The organism is Algimonas ampicilliniresistens, assembly GCF_030159955.1.
Taxonomy (GTDB): Bacteria; Pseudomonadota; Alphaproteobacteria; order Caulobacterales; family Maricaulaceae; genus Litorimonas; species Litorimonas ampicilliniresistens.
On sequence record NZ_BSNK01000002.1, the window covers coordinates 232,153 to 248,000 of the forward strand.

Here is a 15,848-nt window from a genome sequence, read left to right on the forward strand (position 1 = left end):
TTTTAGCTTTTGACCTCAACAGCGCTCGCGATCCTTCTCGGCCTGACCAGCGCTGTGTCCTTGGCTGCCGTCAATACGGTGGTCAAAGCCGGGCGCGATATTTTGATGGCACGGGTTGTTTTGTCCGTAACGTCCGCGCTGCTGATCTTTCCTGCCGTCTTTTTTGTGCCGCTACCGACAGGCCCAGTCTGGGTCGCTTTGGGTCTGAGCCTGATCGCGCATGGCTTTTATCAGTTTGGCCTGATCAACGCTTTGTCGCGCGGCGATTTGTCGATTGTTTTTCCGATCATGCGCGGCGGCGCACCCATTCTGGTCGCTATTGCTGCCGCAGCCTTTCTAGGCGAAACGCTCATGCCGCTGGAATGGGCGGGTCTGACCGTGGCGACCCTAGGCACATTGGGTTTTGTCCTTAGGCCCGGCAAGTTGGCGTCAGGACTGGACGTGCCGAAATCAGCTCTGATTTTTGCCGCGCTGACAGCGGTCGGGATTGCCGCCTATTCGGTTCTGGATGCCCGCGGCGTCCGCATGGCTGAAAGCCCGTTCACCTATATTGTCTGGCTGTTTGTTCTGGATGGGGTGCAGCTTGGCATCGCTGGAGCAGTCCTGCGCGGGCCAACTTTATTGATCGATGCACGGCGCATCTGGCGCTACGGCGTTGTGGCCGCATTGGGGTCAATGCTGTCCTTCGGGGTTCTGCTTTACGCCATGGATTTGACCGAAGTGGCGCGTGTTAGCGCCTTGCGAGAGAGCGCCGTGGTGTTCGGCGCCCTCTTTGGTTGGGTGTTTCTCAAAGAAGGGTTCGGCGTTCGACGGGTCGCTTTCGCGAGTATCGTCGTCGCCGGCTTAGCCATGATGAACCTTTAGGCGCTAGATACCCGGCACATAGGGTGCGTCCTTGCCCTTTCCGCCTTTGAAATTATCGACGGCGGCAATCCCAGCCATCTCACTATCCGCGCCTAAGATCTCCGCCTGTTTCTGGGCCCAAAGGCGTTTCTGATAGCGATTCGAGATAATGTCGGTAACGACCAGAACACCCACGACGAGGTAGAAGCTCGATTTGCTCATCGCAGACAGTTCATAACCAAACAATTTCAGATGAGCGAGATGCGCACCTTCTGTGACCAGCAACACGCCGACCAAGAACAGAATGAATAGGCCAAGTACCTGATACATGCGGTTCTTTTTCAGGAAGTTGGTGACCCTGTCGGCCAGCAGGATCATGCCGATGCCCGACGCCACAATCGCGATCACCATAAGGGGAACCTGATAGGTTTTCACCGTTTCGCATCCGACTGCACTCGGGATCGGGTTGTTGATCAGGAAACGCTTACATTCCGCAACAGGACCCGTCGTGTAACTCTGCAGGACCGCGCCCGTCGCATCAACGATTTCGGCTGTCTGCACATTGGCAATCGCCATGGCTGAGAGAATTGAGTCAAACGAGAAAACGAGGTTCATCGCCACGATCAGCGCGATCGCTTTCATGACGGAACGTGCGCCGGAGCCTTCTGAATGTTCGATATGATCGACTTGCAGCAGGTGATGAATTTCTTTCATCGCCGTATAGATAATGAACGCCCCACCCAAAATCGTCACCAGCGCCTGCAGCGTAAATTCGCCTTCTATAAAGGCCGTTGCGAAGGAGAAGAGCGGTTCGGCCAACACGCCAAACAGCGACACGATTATGAAGAGTAGGACAATCCTCAAAGCGACCGCCAGCCCGATCCCCCAATTGCGCACCTTCTTCGCCGCGGCTGGATCGCCGACCTTGTTACTCTCAATCGCAATATAGAGAAGATTGTCGAAGCCGAGCACGGCTTGTAATAAGATTAGCGCCCCCAGAGTGAAGAGCGAGCTCAGAGTAAACAGGTCGGCCATAGTCGAATTTCCAGATCAATTTAACGCGCTTTAACGGCGAGATGTTGAAGCTGCAACGACCAGACAGTCACACAGTTCCAAATCCGCGCGATCAAAGTTGTTTTTCTGTGGGGCTTGAATTGTCAGGATAGCACTTGTCGAACCGTCGGCAGGATCCGTCGGCTGACCGGGATGGTTTCGCCGCTTTCCAAAATCAACGCCCCTGTGCCGGAGCTGTCACGTTCCAGCGCACGTACATGGGCTGTATTGACGATATGCGAGCGGTGAACCTTCAGAAAACAACTGGGGAGCTCGGTCTCAAGCGCGTTGAGGCTTTTCGTATGCAAAATTGCGCGTCCGTTCGTCAGCTTAATTTCAGCATAGCCATCAGCGCCTTGAATGCTGGCAATGTCGTTTATTGGGATCTGCTCCACCCTGCCCGCACTGCGAATGACTAAGGGCGGCAAGAGGGTTTCAGGGTCCAGTTGATCGAGCAACAGCTGTAAACGGTCGGCCCGCGCTGTCTCGCGCATACTCTCCTGCGCTTCGCGCGACCGATCGAGGGCTTGCTCGACCAGCAATGCCAGCAACAGGCCTGCCAAAAGATAGAAGAAGACAACGTCCAGAAACAATTCGGGCGCCATTAGATTTGATCCAACAAATGCTGTCAGCGCCGCAGCGCTCAGACTGGCCCGTCGGCGCTGCTCAGCGGATCGTGCCTGAATGATCGTCCAAATGCTGACGAACAGAGCGACGCAGAGCGGACCCAACATGGCATAGGAGGACTTTCCATCAAAACCCGTCCGCAGCCAAAGAGCCATCAGCGACAAAATCGTCGCGCACCCCATTATCGCCAGCAGCCATTTCGGGCGTAGACGCCGTGTCACGTAAAAGCAGGCTAACAAGCCAAACGCCGCCGAAAAACCTGCAATAGCCAACAAGCGAATGTCGTGAACGGGATAGGCATAAGCCCAAAGAGCACGCGTCAATTCAGACAGAAGTTGGCCGATCGCCAGCGCGCACAAACCTGTCAGAATGAGCGCGTCACCGCGTGGAGCCCGAATGGCGGCTAGCCCACCAAAATAGACCATGCCCGCCAGCAATAGACCTAATGTGACCATAATAGGCGTCACCGTGCCGACCCAATATCGATCATCGGGGTCGATCGTGAATAGACCAACTCTGTGGAGTGGTCTGGCTAGATTAAGCACACCGTAATGAGCCGAGGCGAGTAGCACGATGTCGTTCGCGCCGGGCTTCAAGCTCCCTTCGGGCACGATCAACTGCGCATCCATTAATCCGGGCGCTTCTGATTGGCGATCCGGTCCAGGAAGTCCGTTGCGACCGATTTCTGTCCCGTTGATCCAAACGCGCGATGAAAAACGACCACTGATGTAGAGGGCAACTGGCTTATTTGTTTCAGGTGCCATCCGTTCCATGCGAACCCAGATCAGCCCATCCGTCGGATTGACCCGGCTTGAATGGAGGCGCTCACAATCTGGTCCAACCCAGTCTGTTGGCGGAGTCTCGGTTGAATGGGCCGGACAGATCTGTGCGTCCGAAGCCAAGGCTTGGTCAGCGAAACCCATCGCGACCAGAACGACAATGATAAATCTGAAGATCATGGCCTCCCGTAGCCCGCCCTAGCCCCACCGCGAACCCCCGTTCGCGGAACAGACGCTGCCGCTCACCCTACACCGTATGGCCAATGGGCACAGTGCAACGCAGACCAAGCTCAACACAAAAGAGACCTCATGCGTTACACTCATACTCTGACAACGGCCCTCGCCCTCGCTCTAACGGCTTGCACGGCCAATGCGGTCACAGACAAACCCGCCTCTGCGGTTCCTCTGCTCACTTCGGCGCCCATGTCCACAGTCGTCAATGAAACCCCGATCACCTTCGAGGCCGAAAACGGTGAGAGCGTAGAGGCCTTCGCTGGCACCTTTGTCGTGCCAGAGAACCGCCCCAATCCCGACAGCCGCGACCTGACAATCCATTACGTCCGCTTCCCGGCGACGACGGACACACCCGGCGCGCCGATTGTCTACCTCTCCGGTGGGCCGGGTGGCTCAGGGATCAATACCGCAAAGGGTCAACGTTTCCCCCTCTTTATGGCCATGCGCCAACACGGCGACGTCATCGCCTATGATCAGCGCGGGACAGGCAAATCCAATGACATGGAGCGCTGCACGCGCACCGGTGCCGACCTAACCGACATCGTCAGCGACAAAGCCGCCCTAGCCGGGGATTTAGCAGCGCTGGCGTCCTGTATGGACGAATGGGAAGCCGCTGGCGTCGATCTGGATGGATACGATACAGTCGAAAACGCGAAAGATCTTGATGGCCTGCGCCAGCATCTTGGCGCGAAACAGATCTCGCTCTGGGGGATCAGTTATGGCAGCCATCTCGGTCTGGCGGCACTGCGCGAACTGGATGGTCGGATCGACCGGGCCGTGTTCGCCAGCATTGAAGGCCTAGACCAGACGTTCAAACTGCCCGCGCGCACGGATGCCTATTTTGATCGGCTGCAAGTCGCGATGAACGCCGCTGATTCGGACACACCGGATGTAAAAGCTTTGATCGCGCGGGTTCACGCCAAATTTGACGCTGAACCGCAATTGCTCGACGTCGATGGCACCAAAGCCATGTTCCATCGCCGTGACCTACAGACCTTACTGTCGGGCGCGATTGCAGATCCAAAATGGGCCATCATGGTCGTCGGGATTTACCGCGATCTGGACCGAGGCGATCCCTCCTCCTTAGAACAGATGTTTGCGCGCTGGGGCGTCACGTCGGATCACAGCTACCTCCCGATGAACCGTCTGACCGACATCGCCTCTGGAACCGACCCTGAGCGTCGAGCGCTGATCGACACTCAGGGCCGCACCGCCTTGGTCGGCACCCGTCTGAATGCGCCTTATGAATCTGAGGATATTCGTCCGCATCTTGTCCTTGGTCCAGACTTCCGAAGACCCGTTCAGTCTGACGTACCCGTCTTAATGCTCAGCGGAACCTTGGATGGCCGAACCTATCCCGAAGCCGCTCGTGAGGCGATGGTCGGCCTCGCTCATGCCCACCACGTCTTGATCAAGGACGCTGGCCATAATCTGTTTATGACTGATCCCGCCGTGGGAGATCTTATTCATCAGTTCATGCGAGGCGATGACGATCTTCCTAAAAAGATCACCGTGCCGATCCCGGACTAAATCGAGGCGATCAATCAACTTGCTTTCCATTTCTCCTTCATGCGACGTTCACACCGAACGACGTAAGGACAGGTCATGAAATTGGCACAGCGTAGTCTGATTTTGGTGAGTGTCGGCACGGCCCTGTTTTTAGGGGCCTGTACGATCAAGCATGAATTTGTTCCGCCAAAAGAACCTCTTCGGATCGAACTGGCGATTAAGATCGACCAGGAAGTCCGCGTTCGGCTCGACAAGGATGTTGAAGAGCTGATTAACGAGAATCCGGACCTGTTCTAGGTCCACCCATGATTGGGTTCGTTTGAGCCCAAATGCCAACAATAAGGAGGCAGGCATGAAGAAACTGATTATTGCAGGCCTGGCGACAGCCGGACTTCTGACAGGCGGCGCGCTCGCTTTGCAGACAACAGGTGACAATGTCGCTGTAGCCCAAACCAACGCCAAATCCGTCGTCGATGCCGCTAAGTCGCGCGGCGAAGTCGGTGAACGAATTGATGGTTATCTGGCTGTTGTCACTGGCACCTCAGCCGAGGTTAAAGCCGCAGTCGACGAGATCAATATTGGCCGTAAGCAAGTCTATACGCGTTTGGCCCGTGAGCAGAACGTCAAGATCGAGATTGTGGCCAAATTGACCGGCGAAAAGCAGCTGGCCAAAGCCGCACCCGGCGAGATGATTATGGGCGAAGATGCCGTTTGGAAAAAGAAGTAAGCGAAAAGCCACAACCGTTTACAAGATTTGAATACAGAGCCGCTCTTCGGGGCGGCTTTTTCTTTGCGCCATTAGGCCCGGACTTGTTAGGCGGCGCTCATGGACGATAGTGCGCAACTCGTGATGAATTGGCGATCGGTGATGATGGCCATGGTCATCACGCCGATTTTAATTTGTGGCGTGGTATTGTTCTTCCGTCGCGTCGAAGCACGGGCCAGTCGACCACTCGGAGCCGTATTAATCTTAGCGGCTTTATCCATGGGCCCACAGATCATCGGCTATGCGGATGCCTATGCCATCTGGCCTTGGATGACGTTCTTCCCGCTTTTTTCCACGGATCTTTGGTTTGGGCCCCTACTTATAATTCACGCCCATGCCTTAACGCGTGGCACGAGTTTAGGATGGCGACGCTATTTGCTTCTGCCAGGGGCCGTACAATGCCTCTACTATCTTGGCGCCTTCTTCCTACTGGGTGACAGCATGTTTGATCATCTCGGGAAATGGGCCTTTAACAATATGGTTCATGGCCCCTATGTTGAACCCGTCGAGACCCTTGTCGGTGTCGCCCTCATGCTTTTTGCGATTATCTATCTCTGGCGGGAGCGCGCAACGTATCTTGCGTTTCTTGAGAATGAGAGTTCAGCAGCGCGCGATTATGATCCGGTCTGGCTCAGAAATATTGTTGTCGCGCTCGTCGCGGCGACATGTCTCTACGCTGGATTAGAAATCGCCCAGCTTGCGATTGATCTGACTTATAATGCCGCCTTTCCATTCCAAGTCCTCTTAATGGCCATCCTCTGCTGGCTCGGGCTGGACGCGGCTTGGCGGTTAACATCACCCTTCCCAAAACTCCGCCCTTCATTGGCGACAACAGCGCCGGTGCCTGACAATCTGTCAGAGCGCATTCTCTCCAGAATGAGCGCTGAACGGTGGTTTCTAGAGCCCCGCTTGTCGATACGAGACGTGGCCAACCGGATGGGCAGTAATGAGAGCTATGTCAGCCGAGCTTTGAACCGCGCCAGCGGGCAAAGCTTTAACCAGCTCGTCAACGGGCTGCGTGTCAAACACGCCAAAATTCAACTCAGTGACACATCAGATCCAGTCCTGAGCATCGCCATGGATAGTGGCTTTAATTCCAAAGCGACGTTTAACCGGGTGTTCCGTGATTTCACGGGCCAAACACCCTCGCGATTCCGGGCGTCTCAAAATCCGTAAAAGCCTCAAGCGACGTAAATCGCGACCCAAAATCCGTAACGAGGCGATGAGCCTCAAAGCCTCTGCCATGTCGACCCCATCACAAATGATGGAGTTTATATGTCCCGCTTTCTTACTACGACCCTTGCCGTTAGCCTGAGCTTAGGCGCCAGCTTAATGACATCCTCGAGTCTCGGCGCACCGTCTCCGGACGGACCTGCCTCAACGATGAGCCTGTCTCAAAGCCAAACCGTAACGTTTAGCCCCGCACAAGTTAGAGTCGACGTGACATTGGCGCGAAACGCCTACCGAGATATCCATCCCGGCTATACGCGCTTCACTGATCAAGCTACGCTCGATCAGGCTTGGGATCTGATCATTGAATCCGCTGACGCACAAGGCGGTATGAGCGAGGCCGATTTCTATCTGGCCATCTCCGAGACGTTAGCCCTGATACGCTGCGACCATACGAAAGCCGAACTCAGCCCTTCGATGAAGGCCAATCGCAAAACTCAGACCGTCTATTTACCGCTCCGCTGGACGATCGTTCAGAACCGCGGGATTATCCAAGATGCACCCAACAATCCTCAACTTAAGCCCGGTGATGAAATCATCACGATTGATGGACGAACCATCCATGATCTGCAGGCAGCGCTACATCGCTACATTCCCGTCGATGGTTATAATGACCATATACGTGACGGTGGAATGACGGCGTCCGGCGAGCTTATGGGCGGTGCCGTCGACCATTTCGGCTCTTTGCTGTGGGACACTTTGTCGACAGCGCGTCTAGAGATAGAAACATCTGACGGAGAGCGGCGTATTGTCGAGATTGAGCGCGTGCCTTTTGAAGATTGGGAAACCATCGCCACCGCTAAAGATGCCAAAAACTTCAAGGACGCGGTAACTCTGACACAGGTCGGCAAACGCGGTGCAGTGCTGAGCGTCGACACGTTCGTGAACTATCGCCAGCCCGTCGACCCAGACAGCCTGTATGGACCCGTCTTTGAAGCATTAGCGTCGGAAGGCCGCGACAAGTTAATCTTAGACCTACGGCAGAACGGCGGTGGATCAACCGATGCCAGCCAAGGACTCTTTTCATACCTGATCGACGCGCCGCGCCAAATGAAGTTGGTCGAAACCTTCAAAACAATCGATCATGATGCCTATACGAATTATATCAGCACTTGGGAACAACGGGCGATCAACCCTCCTCGCGTTGCATTCAAAAAAACCAAGGCGGGAGAGTATCAGCTCCGCGGTGTCTTCTCTGATGCGACCGACACAATTAAACCTGCTCCTACCGGGTTCAAAGGCGAGTTGATCGTTCTGACCAGCCGGAACAATTCGTCGGGCAGCACCAATCTAATCTCGGCTGTCCGCGCCGCACGAGACGTGACGTTGGTCGGAGAAAAAACTGGCGGCAATCCCGCAGGAACGACTGCGGGCACACTGTTTTTCCTAAAACTTCCAGAAAGCGCTCTCAAACTCCGCCTACCCATCACACGTTTCACCAATAATGCGGGCGATGTGAAAGATGGGATTGGTCTAGAGCCGGATGTGTCGGCACCCGATACCGTTGCCAGCCTGCGTCAAGGACGTGACCCGGCGATGGAAGCGGCGCTTGCAATGATCGCAGATTAAACGCTTAGACCTATTCACATCCGGGCGAGACGGTGCATCTGCGCCGCCTCGCCTATTGCCATGTTCGAGCCGCTGGCTATGACTCCGTTCATGAGCACTGCCCCAAAACTGACCCCGTCCGGCCTCGCGGCCCTCTTATGTGCGCGCATCTGCCACGATCTCGTCAGCCCAGTTGGGGCGCTCGGCACGGCGATCGAAATTCTCGATGATGAGGGCAATGCCGATATGCATGATGACGCGTTGGAGCTGATCAAGTCAAGCTCGCGCCGTGCGGCCGCCAAACTGAAATTCCTGCGCTTAGCCTTTGGCGCGGGGGGATCCGCGCCCGGCCAGATCGGCGGAGATGAAATCCGATCCCTAGTAAGCGACATGTTCACCGACGCGAAAGCCGACATTCTGTTCGATTTCCATGATGAGAATGTCGAAAAGTCACGCGCCCGCCTTTTGCTCAATATGACCATGCTCGGTGTGCAATCCGTTCCTCGCGGCGGCGAAGTCAAACTCACTGTGACGGCTGATTCTGTCTCTGTTCACGCAACTGGACCGCGGGCAAAGCTTGATGAAACTGTGCAGCAAGCCCTTTTGGGGCGTCCCCCTGAACACGGCTTTGATGGCCGGTCGATCCAGCCTTTTTATTCTGCCATGATGGCGCGAGAAGGCGGCGGACAGCTTGTTGCCTCAAGCAGCGAAGAAAGTGTGACGTTCCGGGCCGATTTTCCAACCTGACCCTTCGTTTGGACGAACCATTGACGCGAAAAACGCCTGACCAATCCGTTATAATTTCGAGGCCTGAAAACCGCATCATTTAGCGCGAGGTTAACTCTTTTGGGTGAGAAGGGTCGGCACTTAAAATGCCGACCTTTGCTACCGGATTTCGTCACGCCCATGCGACTGAGACAGCCTAAACCCAATTTGCGGAGCGCAACCGCGCAACAATCGACCCTTGTCGGCCTGTCCGCGACAGCTATGGGCTGGTCGGAAGGGGATGATTTGATCGGGGCTCGGCAATTCTGCCTTGCCGCTGGAACAGAGATGGTCGCGATTATCGACGCTGACCGTACATCTGAGCCCAAATCACCTGTCTCTAAGGGCCGCGACCCCATTTGGCTGTGCGAACGCCTGACAATCATTCAACGCGAAGCCAAACGCGCCCGTGCCCGCGCCGTTTATCGGAGCGCGCAAGATGTGCTGGGCCTAATCCAGCGCCGCAACGCCCATATGCCCATTGATTGGACACGCGTAGATGGGCGGCTATTCGTGCTCAACAAACTTCTAGGCCAATATGAAGAAGGCCTCTCAGATCTCGAAGCGTCGAACGACGCCGGACCAGATACGCCCGATACGGTGGACTTTGATCCCCTTCACGCATTGGCCAAAGACACGCTGATGAGCCTGCTGCCACATGCTAGCGAAGCGGAGCAGGCAGCACTGATGCGGCTGGCCGATATCGACCTCAGCGCAGTCATTGAACAGAGTCTAGATCCAACCCTACCCACTGAGGATACACCTGAGGTGAACCTGCAAGGCACGCCCGACCCCCAAGACGCAAAAGGTGTGCCGATTGAGTGGATTATGGCTGACTTGGTGCAACGCCTGCTATGTGTCGGTCGCGACTACGGCAAAATCCTATCTGTTTCGCATTCGCTCGACGATGTGCATGTCGCAGACGGCACCCTGACCCATGTTGATGATAGGCTGTTTGAGCGCCTGTCCGAAGTCATTGCCGGCAGTCTTCCTTTGCAAGGCGTGGGTCGTTTAGACCTCGGTCCCTCACCTACGGGTCTGATCGTTTCCGGGTCTGGCTTCCCGGCTTTTGATATTCCTTTACCTGAACGGGTCTTTGAGACTGGCGAAGCGCCCGTAGCCGCGCCTGAGCCGCGGATAACTGAGGATACGGAAGCCGATTTGCGCGCGCAATTAGCCGCCTTGATGGACGGGGGGTCGCAAAACCTATGACCCGTCGTTGCCTGATTATAGACCAGTCCCCGATGGTCCGCCGGGTTGCCGCGCGTATCATTCGTGATCTCGGATTCACAGTGGATGAAGCCCGAACTGCAAATGAGGCGCTAGAGCTCTGCGAAAATCATCCGACCAATGTGGTCATGCTTGACTGGAAAACACCTGATATGGACGGCGCGGCCTTCATTGCCGGCCTCCGAACCATTGCGCAAAAGACCGGCACCCCCATGCCAACCGTTCTGTTTTGTACTGCCGAGCGCAGCGTTGAGCAGATTGTTGCCGCTCTTAAGGCTGGCGCTAACGAATATATCATGAAGCCGTTTGATTCCGACATTATCGAATCAAAATTCGCGCTGGCCGGTTTATTGGATGGGGATCCTGCAGCATGCGCGGTGCTCTAACCCTCAAACCCACCTATTATGAAGCGCTGCGGCGGCTGACCCTCCAGCTGGCGGGCGTGCGTATGGGTTCGGATCACGCCTTTTTGGTTGAGACGCGCCTGTCGAGCTTGGCCCGGACTGAAGGATTTGATTCGCTCGACTCCATGGTGGAAGAACTATTCGCCGTTGGTCAGGCGCGACTGGCTATCCAAGTCGTCTCTGCTTTGGTTGAGCGCGATACCCATTTTAATCGCGACCCAGCGTCCTTCGACGCCCTGTTCGATGTCGCTCTGCGCGATTTGGCGGAGAAACGGGGCGGAGGCCGGATCGACCTACTCTCTTATGGCTGCGGATCAGGCCAAGATGTCTATTCCGTCGCTATGCGCGCGCGCGCGCCTGGCGGGCGCGATGCGTTGGGCGCAACGACCCTTCACATTACCGGTGTAGATTATCCCAGTCAGGCCTTAGAGCGGGCACGCGTTGGGCGTTACACTCATTTCGAAGTCCAACGCGGCCTATCGGCGCGCGACATGGTCAGCCATTTTACACCTGACCCTGCCCCCGGATCGACCGATTGGGTTGCGGCCGATCATTTGCGTGAGAACATCAGTTTCCAAGATATGCACCTCATGTCTGGATCAGAACAGATGGACCCCTATCACGTCGTGATGTTCAGAGGGTCGCTTGATCATTATAGCAAGTCCGCCCGTATTCGCGTGATCCGAAGCCTGACCAAAGTACTGCGCCCCTATGGCTACCTTATTTTGGGGTCAAACGAGACGCTGAACGATATGAGTTATGGGCTGGAGTCGATCGCTGGTGCACCGGGGCTTTATCGCAAACCTGAACCGGAGATCGAGCCAATCCTCCCGGAAGGCAAGCAGCCCAACGGCCGGACAAGTTTTGACGGCGCGCAGGGTCGCACCAGCGCAACAGGCTAAGCGCTTCATTGCGAAGCGCGGTTGCGAAAGCCGCGGCCCGGCCTTAGGGAGCGGCGATCCGTTTTTTACGCCTTTTCTGGACCCGTTCCCATGAGCGATATTGCCATCAGTGACATTGAGGCCATCCGCAGCCGATTTCAGGCTGACATTGATACCGCCTCCGATTTGTCTTCGCTCGACGCTATTCGCGTCTCTGCGCTCGGCAAAAAAGGCGAAATTTCGATGATGATGCGCGGGCTCGGTAAGATGAGCCCGGAAGAAAAAACCGTCATGGGTCCGGCGTTGAACGGGCTCAAAAATGACGTCGCAGCTTTGGTCGACATCCGCAAAACCGCCCTCGAAAATGAAGCGCTTGATGCGGCGCTGGCGTCCGAGATGATGGATATGTCCCTGCCGGTCAGCCGCAAGAACGGCACGCTTCACCCTGTACAGCAGGTGATGGAAGAGATGGCTGTCATCTTCTCGGATATGGGTTTCTCTGTCGCCGAAGGCCCGGATATTGAAGACGATTTCCATAATTTCACGGCGCTGAACTTCCCGCCCGGCCATCCCGCGCGCGACATGCACGACACGTTTTTCATGGTCCCAGATTCAGATGGGCAGCAGAAAGTCTTGCGAACCCACACATCGCCTGTGCAAATCCGCACCATGATGAGCCAAAAGCCGCCGATCCGCATCATCGCGCCGGGCCGGACTTATCGTTGCGATTCAGACCAAACCCATACGCCCATGTTCCACCAAGTCGAAGGCTTGGTGATTGGCGAAGACATTCATATGGGTCACCTGAAAGGGTGCCTGATGGATTTTGTCTCAGCCTTTTTCGAGACTGACGTCGATGTGCGTTTCCGCCCGCACCACTTCCCCTTCACCGAGCCGAGCGCCGAAATGGATGTAAGATATGAACGGGACGGGGCCTCGATCAAAATCGGTCAGGGTAACGATTGGATGGAAATCCTTGGCTGCGGTATGGTTCACCCGAACGTGCTGACCGCCTGCGGCATCAACCCGGATGTCTATCAGGGCTTTGCCTTCGGTATGGGCGTCGACCGCCTCGCCATGCTTAAATACGGCATGCCAGATCTGCGCGACATGTTCGCCGGCGACCCAAGATGGCTCGGCCATTACGGATTTAGCCCGCTGGTTCAGGCGAGCCTAGAAAGCGGCCTGTCATGAGCTCCCGCCCCCTCTCCTGCCTATCTGAGACAGACCGATGAAATTCACCCTATCTTGGCTGAAAGAGCATCTCGACACGGATGCGAGCCTCTCTGAAATCGTGGACGCCATGACCATGGCGGGCCTTGAGGTTGAAGAGGTTATCGATCCGGCTGCGGCCTTGTCCGCCTTCACAGTTGGTCATGTTCTGGCGGCTGAAAAACATCCGGACGCGGACAAGCTGAAAGTCTGCCGCGTCGCGACCAAGGATGGCGAGCAGCAGATCGTCTGCGGTGCGCCCAATGCGCGCGAAGGCCTTTATGTCGCCTTCGCCCCGCTTGGCACCTATATTCCCGGCGCGGATTTCTCGCTCGACAAGAAACCACGCAAGATCCGGGGCATCGAGAGCTTCGGCATGATGTGCTCTGCTGATGAGCTCGACCTCGGTGAGGATAGTGACGGTATTATCGAGCTGCCGAAAGCCGAAGTCGGCGCGCCTATCGCTGACGTGTTGGGCCTAAACGATCCGGTCATCGATTTCGAAGTCACACCGAACCGGCCCGATTGGCTCGGCGTGCGCGGTATTGCGCGCGACCTAGCGGCGGCTGGTATTGGTACGCTTAAACCTGACACGATCGAGCCCGTTCAAGCGACAATCGATAATGCGCAGAGCGTCTTGATCGAAGCGCCCGATGCTTGCCCGGCCTTTGTCGGTCGCGTCGTGCGCGGCCTTAAAAATGGCCCAAGCCCGAAATGGCTACAGGACAAGCTCAAGGCGATTGGCCTGAGACCGATTTCTGCGCTGGTCGACATCACCAATTTCATGACCATTGACCGCGCCCGCCCGCTCCATGTCTATGACCTAGCCAAAGTCGAGGGCAGCATCATTGTGCGCATGGGCGAAGACGAGACCTTCGAAGCGCTCGACGACAAAACATATACGGCAACCGCTGATGATGTGGTCATCGCCGATGAGCGCGGCATATTGGGTCTCGGCGGTATTGTCGGCGGCGAAAGCTCCGGCGTGTCAGACGAGACAGCGGATATTTTAATCGAGTGCGCAGTCTTTGATCCACTCACCATTCGCCGCTCGGCCAAGCGCCTTGGTGTCAATTCGGATGCAAAATACAGATTTGAACGCGGCATCGATACGGGCTTTATGCGCGACGGTATGGAAATGGCGACACGCCTTGTCTTGGACCTTTGCGGCGGAGACGCCAGCACAGTTGACGTGGCAGGCGCAATTCCGGCGGAGCCTGAGCCCGTCACTTTTGACCCGGCTCGCGTCGAACAATTGCTCGGCTTCACGCCCGGCGATGACGAAATCCTACGCATCTTAGATACGCTCGGCTTCAAAAAAACGGGCTCTGACGTGCCGTGGCCCTTCGCGGTCCCAACATGGCGGCGTGACGTTACCATGCAGGCTGATTTGGTCGAGGAAGTCGCGCGCATTGCGGGCTTCGATCAACTCCCCGCAACGTCCCTTCCAGCCATGCCCGGACGGCGCGAACCGACAGCAACCTTGACGCAAACCCGGACCCGGCTAGCGCGGCGCGCGCTCGCCTTGCGCGGCCTGTCTGAGACGGTCAGCTGGTCCTTTGTTCTGGACACGCATGCGGACGCATTTGGCGGCGGTGATGCGGCGCTCTATCTCGACAATCCGATCAGCTCGGACCTGAATGTCATGCGCCCAAGCGCGCTGATCCACTTGCTCTTATCCGGGCAGAAAGCGACAGACCGAGGCTATCCCGGCGCCGCTTTGTTTGAGTTGGGACCTGTCTATCGCGGCACGGAGCCGGGCGATCAGTCTTTGACTTTGGCGGGAATTCGCCGCGTCGAGCCCGGTCGCGATTGGGCTGGGGCTGACGCCATCACCGCGCTGAGCGCAAAGGCGGATGCGCTGGCGGCTTTGGACGCAATGGGCGCGAATACGGATAATTTGCAACTGTCTAAACCGACAGGCGATTATTGGCATCCCGGTCGATCAGGTCGCTTGCAGATGGGGCCGAAGAATATCCTCGCCGATTTCGGCGAGCTGCACCCACGCGTACTCAAGGCCCTCGGTATTGATGGCCGCGTTGTGGCTTTTGAAGTTTGGCCTGAAAGCCTGCCTGCACCCAGAAATAAGGCGAAGGGCAAGAAGTCAGCCTCCAAGTCAAAGGGCGCGCTGGCGCTCTCAGATTTGATGCCGGTTCACCGCGACTTTGCTTTCATCGTGCCTGATACGCTAGCCGCTGGTGATTTGGTTCGCGCGGCCAAAGGCGCAGACAAGGCACTGATCAGCGATGTGTCTTTGTTTGATATATATACGGGCAAAGGCATTGAGGACGGACATAAAAGCCTCGCCATTGACGTGACCTTGTCGCCACGGGATGAAACTCTGACCGACAGTCAGATCGAAACCATCAGCGCCAAAATCGTCAAGGCCGCTGAAAAGCTAGGCGCACAACTGCGCGGCTAGCGGTATCCGTCCTTATAGGTATTGGCCGCCGGATCATCGAATTCGCTGATCGGCGAGTCCGTGTCGCGGTGGATGTTTTTACCGGCAATGTCGTCCGTCTGCGTCTTATAGACGGGCTGAACTGAGGTTTCATGATCGCGGCTTTGCGCTTTGGCATCCGCGACAGCGCGTTTTGCCACTTCGGGGTCAGCTTTTGGGGCAGTTGTTGCGCTCTGCCGGGCGCTGGCGATCATTTGTTGCTGCGTCATAATTCATCTTTCCTTCAACGGCGGGGCTAGTCTTTAAACCCGTCAGTCCGGTGACAGGTTCCAAGACACGGTAACATCGACTTGATGGAATTGATCT

15 protein-coding genes are annotated in these 15,848 nt (G+C 56.3%); 12 read left to right on the forward strand and 3 right to left on the reverse strand.

Features of this window, described 5'->3' with window-relative positions; translation table 11 throughout:
• Window positions 1-9 precede the first annotated feature (9 nt).
• Window positions 10-864, forward strand: coding sequence for a DMT family transporter (locus tag QQL54_RS09070; protein ID WP_284389837.1), 855 nt, complete (start codon window positions 10-12; stop codon window positions 862-864).
• Window positions 865-867: 3 nt separating this feature from the next.
• Here the strand turns inward: QQL54_RS09070 and QQL54_RS09075 are convergent, their stop codons facing one another.
• Together QQL54_RS09075 and QQL54_RS09080 are read right to left on the reverse strand one after the other, a co-directional pair.
• Complete coding sequence (locus QQL54_RS09075; protein WP_284389839.1) at window positions 868-1,878, reverse strand: TerC family protein; 1,011 nt, start codon at window positions 1,876-1,878, stop codon at window positions 868-870.
• Between the two features lie 122 nt (window positions 1,879-2,000).
• Window positions 2,001-3,482, reverse strand: a complete 1,482-nt coding sequence (locus QQL54_RS09080; RefSeq protein WP_284389841.1) for a LytTR family DNA-binding domain-containing protein — start codon at window positions 3,480-3,482, stop codon at window positions 2,001-2,003.
• A gap of 129 nt (window positions 3,483-3,611) precedes the next feature.
• Here QQL54_RS09080 and QQL54_RS09085 point away from each other — a divergent pair, with 129 nt between their 5' ends.
• From QQL54_RS09085 to pheT, 11 genes are all read left to right on the forward strand, one after another.
• Entirely contained in the window at window positions 3,612-5,066 is a 1,455-nt protein-coding gene (locus tag QQL54_RS09085) for an alpha/beta fold hydrolase (RefSeq protein WP_284389843.1), read from the forward strand.
• Between the two features lie 75 nt (window positions 5,067-5,141).
• Window positions 5,142-5,342: a YnbE family lipoprotein gene (locus QQL54_RS09090; protein ID WP_284389845.1), complete on the forward strand. Its 201-nt coding sequence runs from the start codon at window positions 5,142-5,144 to the stop codon at window positions 5,340-5,342.
• A 55-nt stretch (window positions 5,343-5,397) separates the two neighbouring features.
• The gene (locus QQL54_RS09095; protein ID WP_284389847.1) at window positions 5,398-5,772 is read left to right on the forward strand and encodes a YdbL family probable chaperone protein; all 375 of its coding nucleotides are present in this window, start codon (window positions 5,398-5,400) and stop codon (window positions 5,770-5,772) included.
• 99 nt (window positions 5,773-5,871) lie between these two features.
• Window positions 5,872-6,987, forward strand: a complete 1,116-nt coding sequence (locus QQL54_RS09100) for a helix-turn-helix domain-containing protein (protein WP_284389849.1) — start codon at window positions 5,872-5,874, stop codon at window positions 6,985-6,987.
• Between the two features lie 156 nt (window positions 6,988-7,143).
• Entirely contained in the window at window positions 7,144-8,610 is a 1,467-nt protein-coding gene (locus tag QQL54_RS09105; protein WP_284389851.1) for a S41 family peptidase, read from the forward strand.
• A gap of 90 nt (window positions 8,611-8,700) precedes the next feature.
• The gene (locus QQL54_RS09110; protein WP_284389853.1) at window positions 8,701-9,336 is read left to right on the forward strand and encodes a histidine phosphotransferase family protein; all 636 of its coding nucleotides are present in this window, start codon (window positions 8,701-8,703) and stop codon (window positions 9,334-9,336) included.
• A 159-nt stretch (window positions 9,337-9,495) separates the two neighbouring features.
• The gene (locus QQL54_RS09115) at window positions 9,496-10,566 is read left to right on the forward strand and encodes a hypothetical protein (protein ID WP_284389854.1); all 1,071 of its coding nucleotides are present in this window, start codon (window positions 9,496-9,498) and stop codon (window positions 10,564-10,566) included.
• Window positions 10,563-10,970 carry a response regulator gene (locus QQL54_RS09120; protein WP_284389856.1) on the forward strand — a complete coding sequence of 136 codons (408 nt, stop codon included), beginning with the start codon at window positions 10,563-10,565 and terminating at the stop codon, window positions 10,968-10,970. Before QQL54_RS09115 ends, QQL54_RS09120 begins: the two co-directional genes overlap by 4 nt.
• On the forward strand, window positions 10,955-11,890 hold the full coding sequence (locus QQL54_RS09125; RefSeq protein ID WP_284389858.1) for a CheR family methyltransferase: 936 nt from the start codon (window positions 10,955-10,957) through the stop codon (window positions 11,888-11,890). Before QQL54_RS09120 ends, QQL54_RS09125 begins: the two co-directional genes overlap by 16 nt.
• A 105-nt stretch (window positions 11,891-11,995) precedes the next feature.
• Window positions 11,996-13,063 carry a phenylalanine--tRNA ligase subunit alpha gene (pheS, locus tag QQL54_RS09130; RefSeq protein ID WP_431355935.1) on the forward strand — a complete coding sequence of 356 codons (1,068 nt, stop codon included), beginning with the start codon at window positions 11,996-11,998 and terminating at the stop codon, window positions 13,061-13,063.
• 37 nt (window positions 13,064-13,100) lie between these two features.
• Window positions 13,101-15,503, forward strand: a complete 2,403-nt coding sequence (gene pheT, locus QQL54_RS09135; RefSeq protein ID WP_284389862.1) for a phenylalanine--tRNA ligase subunit beta — start codon at window positions 13,101-13,103, stop codon at window positions 15,501-15,503.
• Here the strand turns inward: pheT and QQL54_RS09140 are convergent.
• Entirely contained in the window at window positions 15,500-15,751 is a 252-nt protein-coding gene (locus QQL54_RS09140) for a hypothetical protein (protein WP_284389865.1), read from the reverse strand. The genes pheT and QQL54_RS09140 overlap by 4 nt on opposite strands.
• Between the last annotated feature and the right edge of the window lie 97 nt (window positions 15,752-15,848).